The sequence below is a fragment of the Micromonospora sp. NPDC051006 genome (assembly GCF_044456245.1).
Taxonomy (GTDB): Bacteria; Actinomycetota; Actinomycetes; order Mycobacteriales; family Micromonosporaceae; genus Micromonospora.
The window spans coordinates 73,736-89,023 of the sequence record NZ_JBITFP010000027.1; the positions used below are offsets into that span (position 1 = coordinate 73,736).

Genomic DNA, 15,288 nt, shown 5'->3' on the forward strand with positions numbered 1-15,288 from the left:
CCGGGCGCGGACGATCAGTGGGCGGCGCGCAGCTTCGGCAGCACCTCGGCGCCGAAGGTGTCCAGGAAGGGCCGTTGTTGCTGGCCCACGTGGTGCAGGGCGATCTGGTCGAAGCCGAGCGCCTGGTACTCCTCCAGCCAGCCGACGTGCCGGCCCAGGTCGGCTGAGACGTTCACCACCCGGGTCACCCGCTCCAGGGGCACGTCGGCGGAGACCGCGTCGAAGTGCTCGGCGGTCTCCAGGTCCCAGCAGACCGGCGGGGCGAAGACGTTGCTGCGCCACTGGTCGTGGGCGACGGCCTCGGCCTCGGCCTGGTCGGGCGCCCAGCTGAGGTGCGCCTGCAGGTGCAGCGGGCCCCGACCGCCGGCGTCGCGGTACGCGTCGATCATCCGGCGCAGGTGCTCGACCGGCGCGTTGACCGTGATCAGCCCGTCCGCCCACTCGGCGCACCAGCGGGCGGTGGCCACGCTGACCGCCGCGCCGATCAGCGCCGGCGGCTGCTCGGGTCGGGTCCAGAGTCGGGCCCGGTCCACCCGGACCAGCCCGTCGTGGCTGACCTCCTCGCCGGCCAGCAAGGCCCGGATCACGTCCACGCACTCGCGCAGGCGGGCGGCGCGGATGTCCTTGCGCGGCCAGCCGTCACCGGTGATGTGCTCGTTGCTCGCCTCGCCGGTGCCGAGCGCGGCCCAGAACCGGCCCGGGTACATCGCGGCGAGGGTGCCGATCGCCTGGGCGATGACGGCCGGGTGGTATCGCTGCCCCGGCGCGTTCACCACCCCGAAGGGCAGCCCGGTGGCCTGCAGCGCCGAGCCGAGCCAGGACCAGGCGAAGCCGGAGTGGCCCTGGCGGGTGCTCCACGGCGAGAAGTGGTCCGAGGACATGGCGGCGTCGAAACCGACCCGCTCGGCGTGGATCACCGCTTCCAGCAGGGCGCGGGGATGGATCTGCTCGTGGGACGCGTGGAAGCCGAACACCGTCATGGCTGCGTTCCGTACCCAGGACGGCGCCCGGCTAAAGCACCACTACTCGGCGTGCGCCCCGGCCGACCCCACCGGGCCAATGTCGCCGCCGCCGACCCAGACCGTCTTGGTGTTGCAGAACTCGCGCATGCCCAGCGCGGAGAGCTCCCGCCCATAGCCGGAGTTCTTCACCCCGCCGAAGGGCAGCTCGGGGAAGGACGTGGTCATCCCGTTGATGAAGACGTTGCCGGCGTCGAGGTCGGTGGCGAAGCGCCGCTGCTCGTCCGGATCCTGGGTCCAGGCGTTCGAGCCGAGGCCGAAGCTGGTCCCGTTGGCCACCTCGATCGCCTCCTCGTAGGAGGAGACCCGGAACAGGCCGGCGACCGGGCCGAACACCTCCTCGCGCCACATCCGCATCTCCGGCGTCAGGTCGGTGACCACGGTCGGCGGGTACCACCAGCCGTCCTGGTCGGGCTGCTCACCGCCGACGAGCACCGTGGCGCCGTTCTCGACCGCGTCCCGGACCTGACCGTTCACCTCGTCGCGGCCCCGCTCGGTGGCGAGTGGGCCCACGTCGGTCCCGTCGTCCATCGGGTCGCCGACGCGCAGCGCGGCCATGGCGGCGGCGAACTTCTCGGCGAAGGCGTCGAAGACGTCGGTGTGCACGATGAACCGCTTCGCGGCGATGCAGGACTGCCCATTGTTCTGGCACCGCGCCGTGGTGGCCACCTCGGCGGCCCGATCAAGGTCGGCCGAGGGCATCACCACGAACGGGTCGCTGCCGCCCAGCTCCAGCACGGTCTTCTTCAGTTCCCGGCCGGCGATCTGGGCGATCGACCGGCCGGCGCCCTCGCTGCCGGTCAGCGTCGCCGCACGCACCCGGGGGTCGGAGAGGATCGTGTCGACCGCGTCCGAGCCGACCAGCAGTGTGGTGAACGCACCCTCCGCGAAGCCGGCCCGGCGGAACAGGTCCTCCAGCAGCAGCGCCGTCTGCGGCACGTTCGAGGCGTGCTTGAGCAGGCCGGTGTTGCCGGCCATCAACGCCGGCGCGGCGAACCGCATCACCTGCCAGAGCGGGAAGTTCCACGGCATCACGGCGAGCACCGGCCCGATCGGCTGGTAGCGGATGAACGCCTGGCGCGCCTTCACCGCCGCCGCGTCGGCCGGCTCGTCGGCCAGGTACGCGGCGGCGTGCCCCGCGTAGAACCGGCAGGCGGCGGCGCACTTGGTCACCTCGGCCTTGGCCGCGGCGTACGTCTTGCCCATCTCGGTGGTCATGATCCGCGCGATCTCGTCGCGCTCGGCGTCGAGCAGGTCAGCCGCCGCGTTCATCCATCCGGCCCGCTGCTCGATCGTGGTGCCGCGCAGCTGCCGGTACGCCAGGTCGGCCCGCTCGATCGCGGCGTCGATCTGCTCGGCGGACATCGGGTCGTACGACTTGAGCACCTGTCCGGTGGCGGGGTTGGTGGTGGCGATGGACATCTCGTCCTCCTGTCACTCGAACAGTGAGTGCTGTGCGCCCGGTTCCTCCCGGCGGCGGGCGGCGCGGCGACGCTGGATGATGACCAGGTCGACCACGGCGACGACCGCGAAGAACGCGCAGACCACGCCCAGCCACACCACGCCGGCCAGGAACGCCAGGACCGCGAAGATGGCCATGATCACCAGCCCGAAGCTGGCGAGCGCGAGCCGGAGGTTCAGCGCGCTGTACGCGTGCCCGACCGTGCCACGGGCGCGCCGGGGCTGCGATCTCGTCATTCTTCCGACCTACCCCGGATCGGCGGGGTTAACCGGAACGGCCGGGCGAGGTGGCGCCGCCTCGCCCGGTCCGCTGACCGCCGGCCCGGTCAGCCGATGTCGGCGAGCTTCGGCAGGAGCCGCTCGCCGACCTGTTCGGCGAACTCCACCGGGTGCCGGTCCGGGGTGACCTGGAGCTCGGTCGCCCCGAGCGCGGCGTACTCCTCGGCGGTGGCGAGGAAGGCGTCCGGCTCGTCCAGCGGTGACACCCGCATCACCACGGTCTTCTCGATGCTGTCGTAGTCGCGCCCCTCGGCCTCGCAGTGCGACCGAAGCACACCGAGCTTGTGGCGCAACTCGTCGGTGTCGCCGCCGAAGAGGTTGCACGAGTCGGCGTACCGGGCGACCAGGAGGAGCGTCTTCTTCTCACCGCTGCCGCCGATCATGATGGGCGGGCGGGGCCGGCGGATCGGGGCGGGCACGCAGAGCGTCTCGGTCAGCCGGTAGTGCCTGCCCTCGAACGGACCGTTGTCCTCGCTCCACATCTGCAGGCAGATCTGCAGCGTCTCCTCGAGCCGCTCGAACCGTTCGCCCACGGGTACCACGGGCACGCCGAGGCCACTCTGCTCGCGCTCGTACCAGGAGGCGCCGATGCCCAGGCGGGCGCGACCGTTGGAGAGTACGTCCAGGGTGGTGACGATCTTCGCCAGCAGCCCCGGATACCGGTACATCACCCCGGTGACCAGCACGCCGAGCGCCATCCGCTCGGTCTTGGCGGCGACGTAGCCGAGCGTGGTGTAGGCCTCCAGCATCGGCTCCTCGGCCCGCGCCACGGCGTCCATCTGGAAGTAGTGGTCCATCACGGTGAAGGCGGCGAACCCGGTCTCGTCGGCGATCTGCGCGGTCCGGGCCAGGGTGGGTGTGATCAGCCCCGGCTCCGGCGGGGTGGTGAAGCTCCAGTAGTGCAGACCGAGTTTCATGTCCCACAGCCTCCTCGCGGCGCGCGGATGTCGGCGACGACTCGGCCAAGCGTTCCACTTCGAGAACGCGCGAAGTCAATCCTCGGCGCGAGGTCACCCGGACGGCGGTGGCGGGCCGGTACCACGCGGGCGTCGGCAGCGACACCGGTCTGCCGCATACCCGACATCAGCCGCCCACCACCGCCCGGCCCACGCATAGAGTGACCGCGCCGTTGCTCTGCGCTGCCGGACGGGGAAGGTCATGCCTCGACGCTGGGTCACCGCCGTCGCCTGCCTGCTGGCGTTGGTCGCGCTCGCCTGCGAAGGCGGCGGTGAGGGTGCGACCCGCCCGCCCCGGGAATCCCCGCCACCCGGCTCGTCCGGCGGCATCGCCGCCCTGGGCGACTCGATCACCACCGGCTTCGGCTCCTGCCTGGTGCTCACCTCGTGCCAGCGCAACTCCTTCTCGACGGGGGACGGTCTGCGGGTGGAGAGCCTCTACCGGCGGCTGCTCGACCGCGATCCGGCGATCCGCGGCCGGGCGTACAACCACGCCCGGCCGGGCGCCCGGGCGGCGGCGCTCGAGGCGCAGGCCCGGGCCGCGGCCCGGGACCGGCCCGACCAGGTGACCGTGCTGATCGGCGCGAACGACGCCTGTCGCGGCCGGATCGAGGAGATGACTCCGGTGGCCGAGTTCCGCGCCGGTGTGGACCGGGGGCTACGTGCGCTGCGCGCCGGCCGGCCGAAGGCGCGGGTGCTGGTGGTCAGCATCCCCGACCTGTACCGGCTCTGGGAGGTCGGGCACACCGAGTCCCGGGCGGTCCGGGCCTGGCGGCGCGGCGTCTGCCCGGCCCTGCTGGCCGGGGCGACCTCGACCGCCCCCGCCGACCGGGCCCGCCGGACCGCCTTCCGGGAGCGGATCGCGGCCTACAACGCCCAACTCGTCGCCGCGTGCCGGGCGTACGGGTCGCGGTGCCGGCACGACGGCGGGGCGGTGCACCGGGTGCGGTTCACCCTGGACCTGGTCAACCCGCTGGACTGGTTCCACCCGAACGCGGCCGGGCAGGACCGCCTCGCCGAGGTGACCTGGCGCGCCTCCGGCTTCGCCGACTGACCCGACACCCCTGCCGCGGGTCAGGACCGGCGCGGACCGGGCACGGGGTTGCCCCGCTGACGGAAGAGCGCCCGGGAGCGCTCGCCGAGATCCGTGGTGGCCGTGGAGTTGGCCCAGGTGCCAAGGATGATCGCGGCGCCGGGGACGAGTTTCGCGAAGACCCGCTTGGCGGCCCGGACCCCGGCCATCTGGGCCAGCCGGACGCCGAGGCGCAGCATCACCTTGCCCAGCGGACGCTGCCCACCCGTGCCGAACAGCGCGCCGGCGCGTTCCCGGCCGGCGGCCACTCCGAGCGCCAGCCGCGCGCTCTCGGCCACCTTGTGCACCCGCTGGAGGACGAGCAGGTCGGTGGCCCGGTCGGGGTGCAGCGGGTCGACGTCGTAGGCCGCGGCGACGTGCAGCACCATCCGGGCCTGGGTCCAGGCCAGCACGCCCACGTCGATCACCGCGCCGGGCAGCCCGGCCGCACCGGAGACGGCACCGGAGAGCCGCGCCCGGTTGACGAACTTGCGGACCACCTGCTCGGCCAGCACGTCGGCGGAGGCGCCCGGCTGCTCCGCCCGGGCCCGGCGTGCCCACTGCGCCGCCTCAGGTCCGAGACGGCGCACCGCCTCCAGGGCGAGGTGCTCCGGGGCGTACTGCGGATCGTCGCGCATCCGGTCCCAGAGGGTGGCCGGCGGCGCCTCCGGGACGTCCTGTGGTGCGGCCGGCGGCACCGCGGGCGGCTGCGGCAGGGAGGTGGGCGGCTGGCCGTCGGCGGGCACGGAATCGGTCACAGAAACTCCCGGGGAGGTCGGCGCAGGGGGTACGACGGTCCGGCGGCGCTCAGCGGCGCTTGTTCAGTCGCGCGGCGAGCCCGCGCAGCTTCTGCTGATTTGCCGGCTTGGCCAGCTCCTGGCGCCCGCGCGCGACGAGCTGCTGCCCCTTCGGGGAGCGCAGGAAGGTGCTGATTCGCTGCAACAGAGACATCTCGGTCCTCCAGTCGGTGTGCCGTCTCTCATGTGTACCTGGAACCGACAACGGATGTACCCGGGATGGCCGACTCGCAACCGTCCACAGTGGTCGGAGAGTACCGTCCGGCCGGGTTGACCCAGCGCCCGGCCGGGGCCGGCTAACGCCCGGCGGGAGCGACGGCGTCGACGACCTCGGTGGCCCGCCACTCGTGCTGGGCGTAGAGGTCGGGATAGGCCGAGACCTGCACCGCCTGGGCCGCTTCGGTCAGCCGCATCTGCCGCCAGCCCGGCACCTGCTCCAAGGCGGTGAGGAACTGCCGGGTGGCGAACGCCGGATCCATCAGCCGGCCGACCGGCCCCCAGCCGCTGCTGGGGCGCTGCTGGAAGAGCCCCACGGAGTCGTGGTCCCAGCCGATCGCCTGGTGCGGGTAGTCCTGCGACTCGGGCAGCACGCCGCTGGCGTAGTTGTAGAGGTTGCTCTCCTGCATCGCGGTCGCCACCGCGATCACCAGACCCCGGCGCGGCACGCCCATCTCCCGGCCGGTACGCACGATCGTCTCGGCGTTCGCCATCTGCGCCCTGCTCAGGCCGGCCACCGGCGCGACCCGCTTCGCGGGCCGGTCCGAGGCGGTGTCCGGGTCGCGGCGGGTCGGGGCGGGAGCGGCCGATTCCGCCGCCGGCGTCGTGGCGGAGGCGGTGGGCTTCGCGGTCGGTGTGCGGTCGAGGCCGCGGGAGGCCCGCTCCTGCTCGGCCCGCTGGACCAGGTCCGCACGGGCGGCCAGCGGATCCGCCTGGGCGGTCCGGTCGCCGACCTGGGCGACCGCCGCCAAACCGAGGCAGCAGACCACGCCGGCGGCGAGCGCCACCCGCACTCGGCCCGGCGCGGTGCTCAGCTCCCGGACGCCACCGGCTTGCAGGCGACTCCACCGGGTCGGCCGTTCGGCCGATGGCTGGTCATCCGGTTGGACATACGGGTCGGTGGGGGCGTTCGGGTCGTCGGGGGTGTGGTCGGCACGCATCAGCCGAGGCTAGGCAGGCACTGCCGCTGATTACCCTCGGTGATCTCGTGGCCCTGGCCACACTATTCAGGCCGGGTGGGGGACGGTCGGGCCGGGCCGGGGTCAGCAGCGGACGGACCTCGCGGACCGGAGAAACCTCCTGCCCCACCCGACCGCGCAGGACCGGGAGGAAACCCACCATTCGGACGCGACCGCCGGAGTGATCATCAAACTCGGCCGTCCGTCCCATGCCCGCATCGTCCGAACGGGCACCATCGGCGGGCCGACTGGTGGAATGAGGTGATTTGCCCGATCCTGATCCCGGTCCCGAGAACGGACCGCCCGGGGAAGGAATGCGCCAGGATGGCGGGTACGTTGCCGGAACCGGGCGTCACGGCACGCGGTGGCGCCCCGCAGGCACATCCCAGGGAGGTCCGCACCGGTGCTCGACCCACACGAGCTCTACGAGCTCACCGACGATCTGCCCGACCTCGGTCAGCCGGTCCTGATCCAGGCCCTCACCGGCTTCGTCGACGCCGGCAACGCCAGTCGGTTGGCCCGCGAGCAGCTGCTCACCTCGCTGGAGGCGCGACCCATCGCCACCTTCGACGTCGACCAGCTCTTCGACTACCGGTCCCGGCGCCCCGTGATGACCTTCGTCGAGGACCACTGGGAGTCGTACGACACGCCGAAGCTCGAGCTGCACCTGCTGCGCGACGACGACGAGACGCCCTTCCTGCTGCTCACCGGCCCCGAACCGGATCTGCAGTGGGAGCGGTTCGTCGCGGCCGTCGCCGGCCTCGCCGCCCGGCTGGACGTCCGGCTCACCGTCGGGCTCAACTCGATCCCGATGGCAGTGCCGCACACCCGGCCCACCGGGGTGACCGCACACGCCACCCGGCGGGACCTGATCGCGGGCTACGAACCCTGGTTGCAGCAGGTGCAGGTGCCGGCGAGCGTCGGTCACCTGCTCGAGTTCCGGCTCGGCGAGCTGGGCCGCGACGCGCTCGGCTTCGCCGCCCACGTGCCGCACTACGTGGCGCAGACCGAGTACCCGGCCGCCGCGGAGGTCCTGCTCTCCTCGATCTCGCGCAGCACCGGGCTGCTGCTGCCCCGCGACGGGCTGCGCTCCGCCGCCGAGGTGGTCCGGGTCGAGATCGACCGGCAGGTCGCCCAGACCGAGGACGCCGCGGCGCTGGTCCAGGCCCTTGAGGAGCAGTACGACGCGTTCGCCCGGGGACGGGGCGAGAAGAACCTGCTCGCCCCGGATGCCGGACCGCTGCCCACCGCCGAGGAGCTCGGCGCCGAGCTGGAGCGGTTCCTGGCCGAGCAGACCCGCCCGAACGACACTCCCGGGAGCTGACCCGCGAAGGCGTGACATCCCCGGGGCCGACCCGCGATGGCGCGACATCCCGGGGCGCCGGCCGGCGCCCCGGGCAGCGATGCGGCAGGCTGGGACCATGCGCCTGGCGACCTGGAACGTGAACTCGGTGAAGGCCCGCCTGCCCCGGCTGCTCGACTGGCTGGCCGGCACCGCCCCGGACGTGGTCTGCCTCCAGGAGACCAAGTGCCCGGACGGCGCCTTCCCGGTGGCCGAGGTGGGCGAGCTGGGCTACACGGTGGCCAGCCACAGCGACGGCAGGTGGAACGGGGTGGCCCTGCTCTCCCGGGTCGGCCTGACCGACGTGACGGTCGGGTTCCCCGGCGAACCGGGCTTCCCCGAACCCGAGGCGCGGGCCATCTCGGCCACCTGCGGCGGGCTGCGCGTCTGGTCGGTGTACGTGCCGAACGGCCGGGCGCCCGACGACCCGCACTACGCGTACAAGCTCGCCTGGTTCGCCGCGCTGCGCGACGCGCTGGAGGAGGAGCTGACCCGGGAGCTGCCGCTCGCGGTCTGCGGTGACTTCAACGTCGCGCCGACCGACGCGGACGTCTGGGACCCGGCGGTCTTCACCCACTCCACCCACGTCACCCGCCCCGAGCGGGCCGCGCTGGCGGCGCTGCGCGACCTGGGGCTGAGCGACGTGGTGCCCACCCCGATGAAGGGGCCGCACCCGTTCACCTACTGGGACTACCGGGCCGGGATGTTCCATCAGAACAAGGGCATGCGGATCGACCTGGTGTACGCCTCCGCACCGTTCGTCCGGGTGGTCAGCTCGGCGTACGTGGATCGGGAGGCGCGCAAGGGCAAGGGCCCCTCGGACCACGCGCCGGTCGTGGTGGACGCCGCCCTGGTGCCGGCGGTCGAGACGTTCTGAGCCGGCCGGCGCTGGTTAGGGTGGGGGCATGGCAGTCGTGAAGATCAACGCGATCGACGTCCCGCCCGGTGCCGGCGAGGAGTTGGAGAAGCGGTTCGCCGCCCGCGCCGGCGCGGTGGAGAACTCCCCCGGCTTCCTCGGGTTCGAGCTGCTCCGCCCGGTCGCCGGGGAGAGCCGCTACTTCGTGTACACGAAGTGGGAGTCCGAGGAGGCCTACCAGGCCTGGGCGGCCGGCCCGTCCCGCGCCGCGCACGCCGGGCAGCAGCAGCGCCCGGTCGCCTCCGGTGCCACCCTCCTCGAGTTCGAGGTGATCCAACAGGTCCCCTGACCGGGGCTACGGCTTCCGGGTGGACTGCAGCGAGGCGAAGGCGATGATGTTGTCCGTGTAGCCGGTGCGACCGCCGACGAACTCGCCGCCGCAGGTGATCAACCGCAGCCCCGGTGGGCCCTCGTGGCCGTAGATCCGCTCGGCCGGCAGCTGGTCCTTCGGGAAGTGCTCCACCGTGTCGACCCGGAACACGACCACCGACCGGTCGGCCCGGGCCACCTCGATGGTGTCCCCCGGCTTCAGCCTGCCCAGGTGGTAGAAGACCGACGGGCCGTTCTTGGTGTCCACGTGACCGACGATCACCGCCGGGCCCGGCTCGCCGGGGACGGGGCCCCGGTCGTACCAGCCGGTCTCGTTGTGCCGCTCCAGCGGCGGCACGGCGATCGAGCCGTCCCGGGCCTGCCCGACCGGCGCGACGGGTGCGGACACCTTGATCGTCGGCACCGAGAGGCTCACCGGACGGCTGGCCCGCACGGCGGCGCTGTCGCTGCGGGCCGGCCGGTCTGCGCCGCTGGTGGCCCACTCCAGCGGCCCGGCCGAGCGGCCCAGCCCGACACCGGTGGCGAAGACCCCGGCCAACACCAGCACCACGGCGAGCGGCACCGTCCAGGGCGAGCGCCCGGGTCGCCGGTTCCGAACGCCGGTGCCCCGGCCTGCGGCGGGGCGTACCGGCGGGGCTGGCTGCGCGGTGATCGCGTGGGTGATGGAGACCCGCTGGGCGAGCGCCGAGCGGTCGGCCGGCGACCCGACGGGCGGGCGGCTGGGGCGGGGGGCCGGCATCGCGGGCTCAGCCCCGGTTGCTGCCGCGCACCGTACGCGGCCGGCGCAGCGCGACGACGGCGACGACGAGGCCGGCGATGGTCAGCGCGATGCCACCGGGCAGCAGCAGCCCCCCGGTGAAGCCGCCGGCGCCGCCGCCGAACCCGGTGGCCGGACCGCGGCTGGGTTTCACGGCCTTCACCACCTGGAGCATGGTCGAGGCGGTCTCCCCGTCACGGCACTCCAGCTTGACCCGGTAGTTGCCGGGGCGGGTGCGTTCACGCACCATCGGCGACGCGGTCAGCAGGCCCCGCTGCGGCTGCACCTGCACCCGGCCGAACGCGTCCGACACCACGATGGCCGGGATCGAGTTGTCCCGGCAGCTGGCCTTGATGCCGACCAGGTAGCCCGCCTGGACGGTGCTCGGGCTGACCTCGACGAAGACGTCGACGACCGGGTTCGGCGGCGGCTGCGAGCTGCCCGGCTCACCGGGCGCCGGCGCACCGGCCAGCGCCGACCCGCCGGCCAGGGCGGCGTCGCCGACCAGCAACGGGTCACCGGCGAGCGTCGAGCCGTCGGCCAACGCCGGATCGACGATCAGCGCCGGGTCATCGGACGGCGCGGCATCATCCCCGAGGGTCGGTTCGGCGGCCGCGACCGGGTCCACGGTGAGCGCGGGATCGTCGGTGATCGCCGGACCACCGGCCGGTGGCGGTCCGGTGGCGAACGGCTGACTCTCGCCGAGATTCGGCCCGGCGGCGAGCAGCACACCGGCGACGAGAGCCGACAGCACGAAGCCAGCGCGGGTCACTGAACCAACCCCCTCCCGACACCGTCGCGGACGTGCCGGGCAGCGGACCGCCCGGTCTGCCGTACGAGATGGATCCTCTCATCCCCGGGCGCACATCACATCCGATCCGGCAGGACGGTCGCGTACGCTCGCAGCGCTGTGACCTTCACCGACAACGACCTCAGCGCCGCCGCGGAGCACCCGGCGGCGCCCCGGGCCATCCGCACCTTCCACCCCCGCCGCGGGCGGATGTCCGACCGGCAGACCGACGCGCTGGGCCGGCTCTTTCCCGCGTACGGCCTGGAGGTCCCGGACGGGCCCGGCGGCCCGGTCGACCTCGCCGCGATGTTCGGTCGCCACGCGCCAGTGGTGCTGGAGATCGGCTCGGGCATGGGCGAGACCACCGCCGCGATGGCGGGTGCCGACCCGGGTCGGGACTACCTGGCGGTCGAGGTGCACACGCCGGGAATCGCCAACCTGCTCGACCTGGTGGAGCGGCGCGGGCTGGGCAACGTCCGGGTGGCCCGGGGCGACGCCCTGGAGCTGGTTCGCCGCTTGCCGGTCGACTCGCTCGACGCGGTGCACATCTTCTTTCCGGACCCGTGGCCGAAGGCCCGGCACCACAAGCGGCGGCTCGTCCAGCCCGCGCACGTGGCGCTGCTGCGCAGCCGGCTGGCCCCCGGCGGCACCCTGCACTGCGCCACCGACTGGGCCGAGTACGCCGAGGTGATGCGGGCCACCCTCGACGCCGACCCGGAGCTGGTCGACCCGCACGGCGGGTTCGCCCCGCGACCGGCGCACCGGCCGGTGACGAAGTTCGAACGGCGCGCGCTCACCGCCGGACGCCCGATCTTCGACCTGATCCGCCACCGCCGCTGACGGGGCGGGCCGCGGCCGGTTGGCGCGGAGGGGCATGATCCAGGCACCATGGACGGGATATGACGCTCACCGCCGCGCTGCCCGCAAGCGCAGACCCCGACACCCTCTACGACGCGTTCGCCGGCTGGGCGAAGGAGCGCGGCCTCGACCTCTACCCCCACCAGGAGGAGGCGGTCATCGAGATCGTCTCCGGCGCGAACGTGATCATGAATACCCCGACCGGCTCCGGCAAGAGCCTGGTCGCGGTGGCGGCGCACTTCACGGCCCTGGCGGACGACCGGACCACGTTCTACACCGCGCCGATCAAGGCGCTGGTGTCGGAGAAGTTCTTCGCCCTCTGCGAGATCTTCGGCGCGGAGAACGTCGGCATGCTCACCGGGGACGCCAGCGTCAACGCCGACGCCCCGATCATCTGCTGCACCGCCGAGATCCTGGCCAACCTGGCGCTGCGCGAGGGCGCCCGGGCCGACGTCGGCCAGGTGATCATGGACGAGTTCCACTTCTACGCCGAGCCCGACCGGGGCTGGGCGTGGCAGGTGCCGCTCATCGAGCTGCCCCAGGCGCAGTTCATCCTGATGTCGGCGACCCTCGGCGACACCACCCGGTTCGTCGACGACCTGACCCGGCGCACCGGGCGGCCGACCGCCGTCGTCCGGTCGGCCGAGCGGCCGGTCCCGCTGCTCTTCTCGTACGCGATGACGCCGATGCACGAGACCCTCGAGGAGCTGCTGGAGACGAAGCAGGCCCCGGTCTACGTCGTGCACTTCACCCAGGCCGCCGCGCTGGAGCGCGCCCAGGCGCTGATGAGCGTCAACGTCTGCACCCGGGCCGAGAAGGACATGATCGCCGCCGCGATCGGCCGGTTCCGGTTCACCTCCAGCTTCGGCAAGACGCTGTCCCGGCTGGTCCGGCACGGCATCGGCGTGCACCACGCGGGCATGCTGCCCAAGTACCGCCGCCTGGTGGAGACCCTCGCCCAGGCCGGCCTGCTCAAGGTCATCTGCGGCACGGACACCCTCGGCGTCGGCATCAACGTGCCGATCCGCACCGTGCTCTTCACCGGCCTGTCGAAGTACGACGGGGTGCGGACCCGGCTGCTCAAGGCCCGCGAGTTCCACCAGATCGCCGGGCGGGCCGGCCGGGCCGGCTTCGACACCATCGGCCGGGTGGTGGTGCAGGCGCCCGAGCACGTGATCGAGAACGAGAAGGCGCTGGCCAAGGCGGGCGACGACCCGAAGAAGCGGCGCAAGGTGGTCAAGAAGAAGCCGCCGGAGGGGTCGGTCGGCTGGGGGCAGCCCACCTTCGACCGGCTGGTGGCGGCCGAGCCCGAGCCGCTCACCTCGAGCTTCCAGGTCAGCCACTCGATGCTGCTCAACGTCATCGGCCGCCCCGGCGACGCGTTCGCCGCCATGCGGCACCTGCTGACCGACAACCACGAGGAGCGGGCCGCCCAACGCCGGCACATCCGCCGGGCGATCGCCATCTACCGGGCGCTGCGCGCCGGCGGCGTGGTCGAGGAGCTGCCCGAGCCGGACGAGACCGGGCGCCGGGTGCGGCTCACCGTCGACCTCCAGCTCGACTTCGCCCTCAACCAGCCGCTGTCGCCGCTGGCCCTGGCCGCCATCGAGCTGCTGGACCGGGAATCCCCGGCGTACCCCCTGGACGTGCTCTCGGTGATCGAGTCGATCCTCGACGACCCGCGGCAGGTGCTCTCCGCCCAGCAGTTCAAGGCCCGCGGCGAGGCGGTCGCCGCGATGAAGGCCGAGGGCATCGAGTACGAGGCCCGGCTCGAACTGCTCGACGAGGTGACCTGGCCCAAACCGCTCGCGGAGCTGCTCGACGCGGCCTACGAGATGTACCGGCAGGGGCACCCGTGGGTGGCCGACCACCAGCTCTCCCCCAAGTCCGTCGTGCGGGACATGTACGAGCGGGCGATGACCTTCACCGAGTACGTGCAGTTCTACGGGCTGTCCCGCTCCGAGGGGCTGGTGCTGCGCTACCTCGCCGACGCGTACAAGACGCTGCGGCAGACCGTCCCCGAGGACGCGAAGACCGAGGAACTGGTCGACCTCATCGAGTGGCTGGGCGAGCTGGTCCGGCAGGTGGACTCCAGCCTGATCGACGAGTGGGAGCGGCTGCGCAACCCATCCGACGTCGCCGAGGTGGCCGAGGCGCACGCCGCCCTCGACGATCGACCGCCGGCGGTCACCCGCAACGCCCGCGCGTTCCGGGTGCTGGTGCGCAACGCCCTGTTCCGCCGGGTGGAGCTGGCCGCGCTGCGCCGCTGGGACCTGCTCGCCGAACTCGACGCCGCGGACGGCTGGGACTACGACGCCTGGGCGGACGCGCTGGCGCCCTACTTCGAGTCGTACGACTCGATCGGAACCGGGCCGGACGCCCGCGGACCGGCGCTGCTCATGATCGAACAGGGCCGGGAGCGGTGGGCGGTCCGGCAGATCCTGGACGACCCGGACGGCGACCACGACTGGGGGATCAGCGCCGAGATCGACCTGGTCGCCTCGGACGAGGTGGGCGCCGCCGTCGTCCGGATCACCTCCGTCGGCCAGCTCTAGAACTTCTTTTTCAGGGGCCGTCCGGGATGCCCGGACGGCCCCTTTCGTTCGCTGGGCGATGTCAGGATCGTCGATTAGAATGTATGTACTAAACCGGTTCCTGACCTGGGAGGACGACCGTGACCGCGCCCGCCTCCGCCCCGCTCACCCCCTACGCCACGCTGCTCGGCTTCACCCGCTACGTCGACCGCACCGGCCCGACCAAGGCGACCTTCGTCGGCGGGCTGCGCAAGCAGCGGGCCAGCCGGCACGGCTTCAACCCGCACGGCCAGTTCGTCAAGGCGCTCAAGGCCGACATCGCCTTCCACACCGGCGGCACCCACCTCGACCAGGTGGTCGACCTGGTCAAGCCGCGCTGGCGCGCGCTCTACCAGGCGCTGGTGCCCGGCGCGACCACCTGGCTGCACTCCCTCGGCGAGCCCGCCTCGGTCGACCTGGCCCAGACCCGCGACGCGCTCGCCATGCTCGGCGACCTGCCTGTCAAGATCAACCCGCACTTCGGCCTACGCCACGACGACGGACGCGTCGAGGCCGTTCGGCTGCACTTCGACGAGGCCCCGCCGAGCGAGGAGACGGCGCTCGCCACGCTCCACCTGATGGCCCGGCACATGGACGCGGTGCTCCCGCACGCCGAGCCGGTCCTGGTCGACGTCCGGCGCGGCCAGGCGCACCGGATGCCCGACGGCGTCAAGGCCGACCAGGTCGAACGCTGGCTCGCCGGCGAGGCCGCCGCCTTCCGCTCCCTCTGGACCACCGCCGCCTAACCCCACCACCCCGTCCCGGCCCGACCCCGCCCGGCCCGGCCCGCCCGGCCCGCCCGGCCCGGTCGGCCCGGTCGTGCCCGGCAAGATCGTGCTCGATCCAGGAAATAGTGGCCTCCCATCGTCTTGGGCTCAAGTGGTTGTTGCAACGGGATGGATCTTCGTGAGGATGTTGGTTCATGCCGGGGAAGCGGTTGTCGTCCGGGGAGCGGGCGCAGAT

General features: G+C 73.0%; 16 protein-coding genes. 7 read left to right on the forward strand and 9 right to left on the reverse strand.

The window, feature by feature from the left end:
* Nucleotides 1-14: 14 nt before the first annotated feature.
* The 4 genes from ACIBBA_RS29280 to ACIBBA_RS29295 all read right to left on the reverse strand — a co-directional run bounded on the left by ACIBBA_RS29280 (nt 15) and on the right by ACIBBA_RS29295 (nt 3,676).
* Entirely contained in the window at nt 15-980 is a 966-nt protein-coding gene (locus ACIBBA_RS29280; RefSeq protein ID WP_396701467.1) for a TIGR03885 family FMN-dependent LLM class oxidoreductase, read from the reverse strand.
* A gap of 42 nt (nt 981-1,022) precedes the next feature.
* Nucleotides 1,023-2,441, reverse strand: a complete 1,419-nt coding sequence (locus ACIBBA_RS29285; RefSeq protein WP_396701469.1) for an NADP-dependent succinic semialdehyde dehydrogenase — start codon at nt 2,439-2,441, stop codon at nt 1,023-1,025.
* A 12-nt stretch (nt 2,442-2,453) separates the two neighbouring features.
* Nucleotides 2,454-2,717 (reverse strand): DUF6343 family protein, encoded by a 264-nt coding sequence (locus tag ACIBBA_RS29290; protein ID WP_396701471.1) that lies wholly within the window; start codon nt 2,715-2,717, stop codon nt 2,454-2,456.
* 89 nt (nt 2,718-2,806) lie between these two features.
* Nucleotides 2,807-3,676 carry an LLM class F420-dependent oxidoreductase gene (locus tag ACIBBA_RS29295; protein ID WP_396701473.1) on the reverse strand — a complete coding sequence of 290 codons (870 nt, stop codon included), beginning with the start codon at nt 3,674-3,676 and terminating at the stop codon, nt 2,807-2,809.
* 241 nt (nt 3,677-3,917) lie between these two features.
* Between ACIBBA_RS29295 and ACIBBA_RS29300 the strand changes: the two genes are divergently transcribed.
* Nucleotides 3,918-4,769, forward strand: coding sequence for a GDSL-type esterase/lipase family protein (locus ACIBBA_RS29300; protein ID WP_396701475.1), 852 nt, complete (start codon nt 3,918-3,920; stop codon nt 4,767-4,769).
* Nucleotides 4,770-4,789: 20 nt separating this feature from the next.
* Here the strand turns inward: ACIBBA_RS29300 and ACIBBA_RS29305 are convergent, their stop codons facing one another.
* The 3 genes from ACIBBA_RS29305 to ACIBBA_RS29315 all read right to left on the reverse strand — a co-directional run bounded on the left by ACIBBA_RS29305 (nt 4,790) and on the right by ACIBBA_RS29315 (nt 6,741).
* Entirely contained in the window at nt 4,790-5,545 is a 756-nt protein-coding gene (locus ACIBBA_RS29305; RefSeq protein WP_396701477.1) for a hypothetical protein, read from the reverse strand.
* A gap of 49 nt (nt 5,546-5,594) precedes the next feature.
* Nucleotides 5,595-5,738, reverse strand: a complete 144-nt coding sequence (locus ACIBBA_RS29310) for a hypothetical protein (RefSeq protein ID WP_350873081.1) — start codon at nt 5,736-5,738, stop codon at nt 5,595-5,597.
* A 142-nt stretch (nt 5,739-5,880) separates the two neighbouring features.
* Nucleotides 5,881-6,741, reverse strand: a complete 861-nt coding sequence (locus ACIBBA_RS29315) for a peptidase M23 (protein ID WP_396701479.1) — start codon at nt 6,739-6,741, stop codon at nt 5,881-5,883.
* 421 nt (nt 6,742-7,162) lie between these two features.
* On the opposite strand from ACIBBA_RS29315, the gene ACIBBA_RS29320 reads away from it, so the two are divergent.
* The 3 genes from ACIBBA_RS29320 (at nt 7,163) to ACIBBA_RS29330 (ending at nt 9,306) form a co-directional block, all read left to right on the forward strand.
* On the forward strand, nt 7,163-8,083 hold the full coding sequence (locus ACIBBA_RS29320; protein WP_357058000.1) for a PAC2 family protein: 921 nt from the start codon (nt 7,163-7,165) through the stop codon (nt 8,081-8,083).
* A gap of 97 nt (nt 8,084-8,180) precedes the next feature.
* The gene (locus ACIBBA_RS29325; RefSeq protein WP_396701482.1) at nt 8,181-8,978 is read left to right on the forward strand and encodes an exodeoxyribonuclease III; all 798 of its coding nucleotides are present in this window, start codon (nt 8,181-8,183) and stop codon (nt 8,976-8,978) included.
* A gap of 28 nt (nt 8,979-9,006) precedes the next feature.
* Entirely contained in the window at nt 9,007-9,306 is a 300-nt protein-coding gene (locus tag ACIBBA_RS29330; RefSeq protein WP_350873085.1) for an antibiotic biosynthesis monooxygenase, read from the forward strand.
* Between the two features lie 6 nt (nt 9,307-9,312).
* Here the strand turns inward: ACIBBA_RS29330 and ACIBBA_RS29335 are convergent, their stop codons facing one another.
* Complete coding sequence (locus ACIBBA_RS29335) at nt 9,313-10,086, reverse strand: class F sortase (protein WP_396701484.1); 774 nt, start codon at nt 10,084-10,086, stop codon at nt 9,313-9,315.
* A 7-nt stretch (nt 10,087-10,093) separates the two neighbouring features.
* Nucleotides 10,094-10,666 carry a hypothetical protein gene (locus tag ACIBBA_RS29340; RefSeq protein ID WP_396701500.1) on the reverse strand — a complete coding sequence of 191 codons (573 nt, stop codon included), beginning with the start codon at nt 10,664-10,666 and terminating at the stop codon, nt 10,094-10,096.
* A gap of 438 nt (nt 10,667-11,104) precedes the next feature.
* On the opposite strand from ACIBBA_RS29340, the gene trmB reads away from it, so the two are divergent.
* The 3 genes from trmB to ACIBBA_RS29355 all read left to right on the forward strand — a co-directional run bounded on the left by trmB (nt 11,105) and on the right by ACIBBA_RS29355 (nt 15,071).
* On the forward strand, nt 11,105-11,734 hold the full coding sequence (gene trmB, locus ACIBBA_RS29345) for a tRNA (guanosine(46)-N7)-methyltransferase TrmB (RefSeq protein WP_396701502.1): 630 nt from the start codon (nt 11,105-11,107) through the stop codon (nt 11,732-11,734).
* Nucleotides 11,735-11,793: 59 nt separating this feature from the next.
* Entirely contained in the window at nt 11,794-14,307 is a 2,514-nt protein-coding gene (locus ACIBBA_RS29350; protein WP_396701486.1) for a DEAD/DEAH box helicase, read from the forward strand.
* A 119-nt stretch (nt 14,308-14,426) separates the two neighbouring features.
* Entirely contained in the window at nt 14,427-15,071 is a 645-nt protein-coding gene (locus tag ACIBBA_RS29355) for a hypothetical protein (protein WP_396701488.1), read from the forward strand.
* Nucleotides 15,072-15,288 lie beyond the last annotated feature (217 nt).

Bases quoted from the DNA above. Each gene is read 5' to 3' on its own strand.
- ACIBBA_RS29350 (WP_396701486.1), top strand. From the start codon at position 11,794: ATGACGCTCACCGCCGCGCTGCCCGCAAGCGCAGACCCCGACACCCTC.
- ACIBBA_RS29310 (WP_350873081.1), bottom strand. From the start codon at position 5,738: ATGTCTCTGTTGCAGCGAATCAGCACCTTCCTGCGCTCCCCGAAGGGG.
- ACIBBA_RS29280 (WP_396701467.1), bottom strand. From the start codon at position 980: ATGACGGTGTTCGGCTTCCACGCGTCCCACGAGCAGATCCATCCCCGC.
- ACIBBA_RS29330 (WP_350873085.1), top strand. From the start codon at position 9,007: ATGGCAGTCGTGAAGATCAACGCGATCGACGTCCCGCCCGGTGCCGGC.
- ACIBBA_RS29335 (WP_396701484.1), bottom strand. From the start codon at position 10,086: ATGCCGGCCCCCCGCCCCAGCCGCCCGCCCGTCGGGTCGCCGGCCGAC.
- ACIBBA_RS29285 (WP_396701469.1), bottom strand. From the start codon at position 2,441: ATGTCCATCGCCACCACCAACCCCGCCACCGGACAGGTGCTCAAGTCG.
- ACIBBA_RS29290 (WP_396701471.1), bottom strand. From the start codon at position 2,717: ATGACGAGATCGCAGCCCCGGCGCGCCCGTGGCACGGTCGGGCACGCG.
- ACIBBA_RS29315 (WP_396701479.1), bottom strand. From the start codon at position 6,741: ATGCGTGCCGACCACACCCCCGACGACCCGAACGCCCCCACCGACCCG.
- ACIBBA_RS29300 (WP_396701475.1), top strand. From the start codon at position 3,918: ATGCCTCGACGCTGGGTCACCGCCGTCGCCTGCCTGCTGGCGTTGGTC.
- ACIBBA_RS29295 (WP_396701473.1), bottom strand. From the start codon at position 3,676: ATGAAACTCGGTCTGCACTACTGGAGCTTCACCACCCCGCCGGAGCCG.
- ACIBBA_RS29325 (WP_396701482.1), top strand. From the start codon at position 8,181: ATGCGCCTGGCGACCTGGAACGTGAACTCGGTGAAGGCCCGCCTGCCC.
- trmB (WP_396701502.1), top strand. From the start codon at position 11,105: ATGTCCGACCGGCAGACCGACGCGCTGGGCCGGCTCTTTCCCGCGTAC.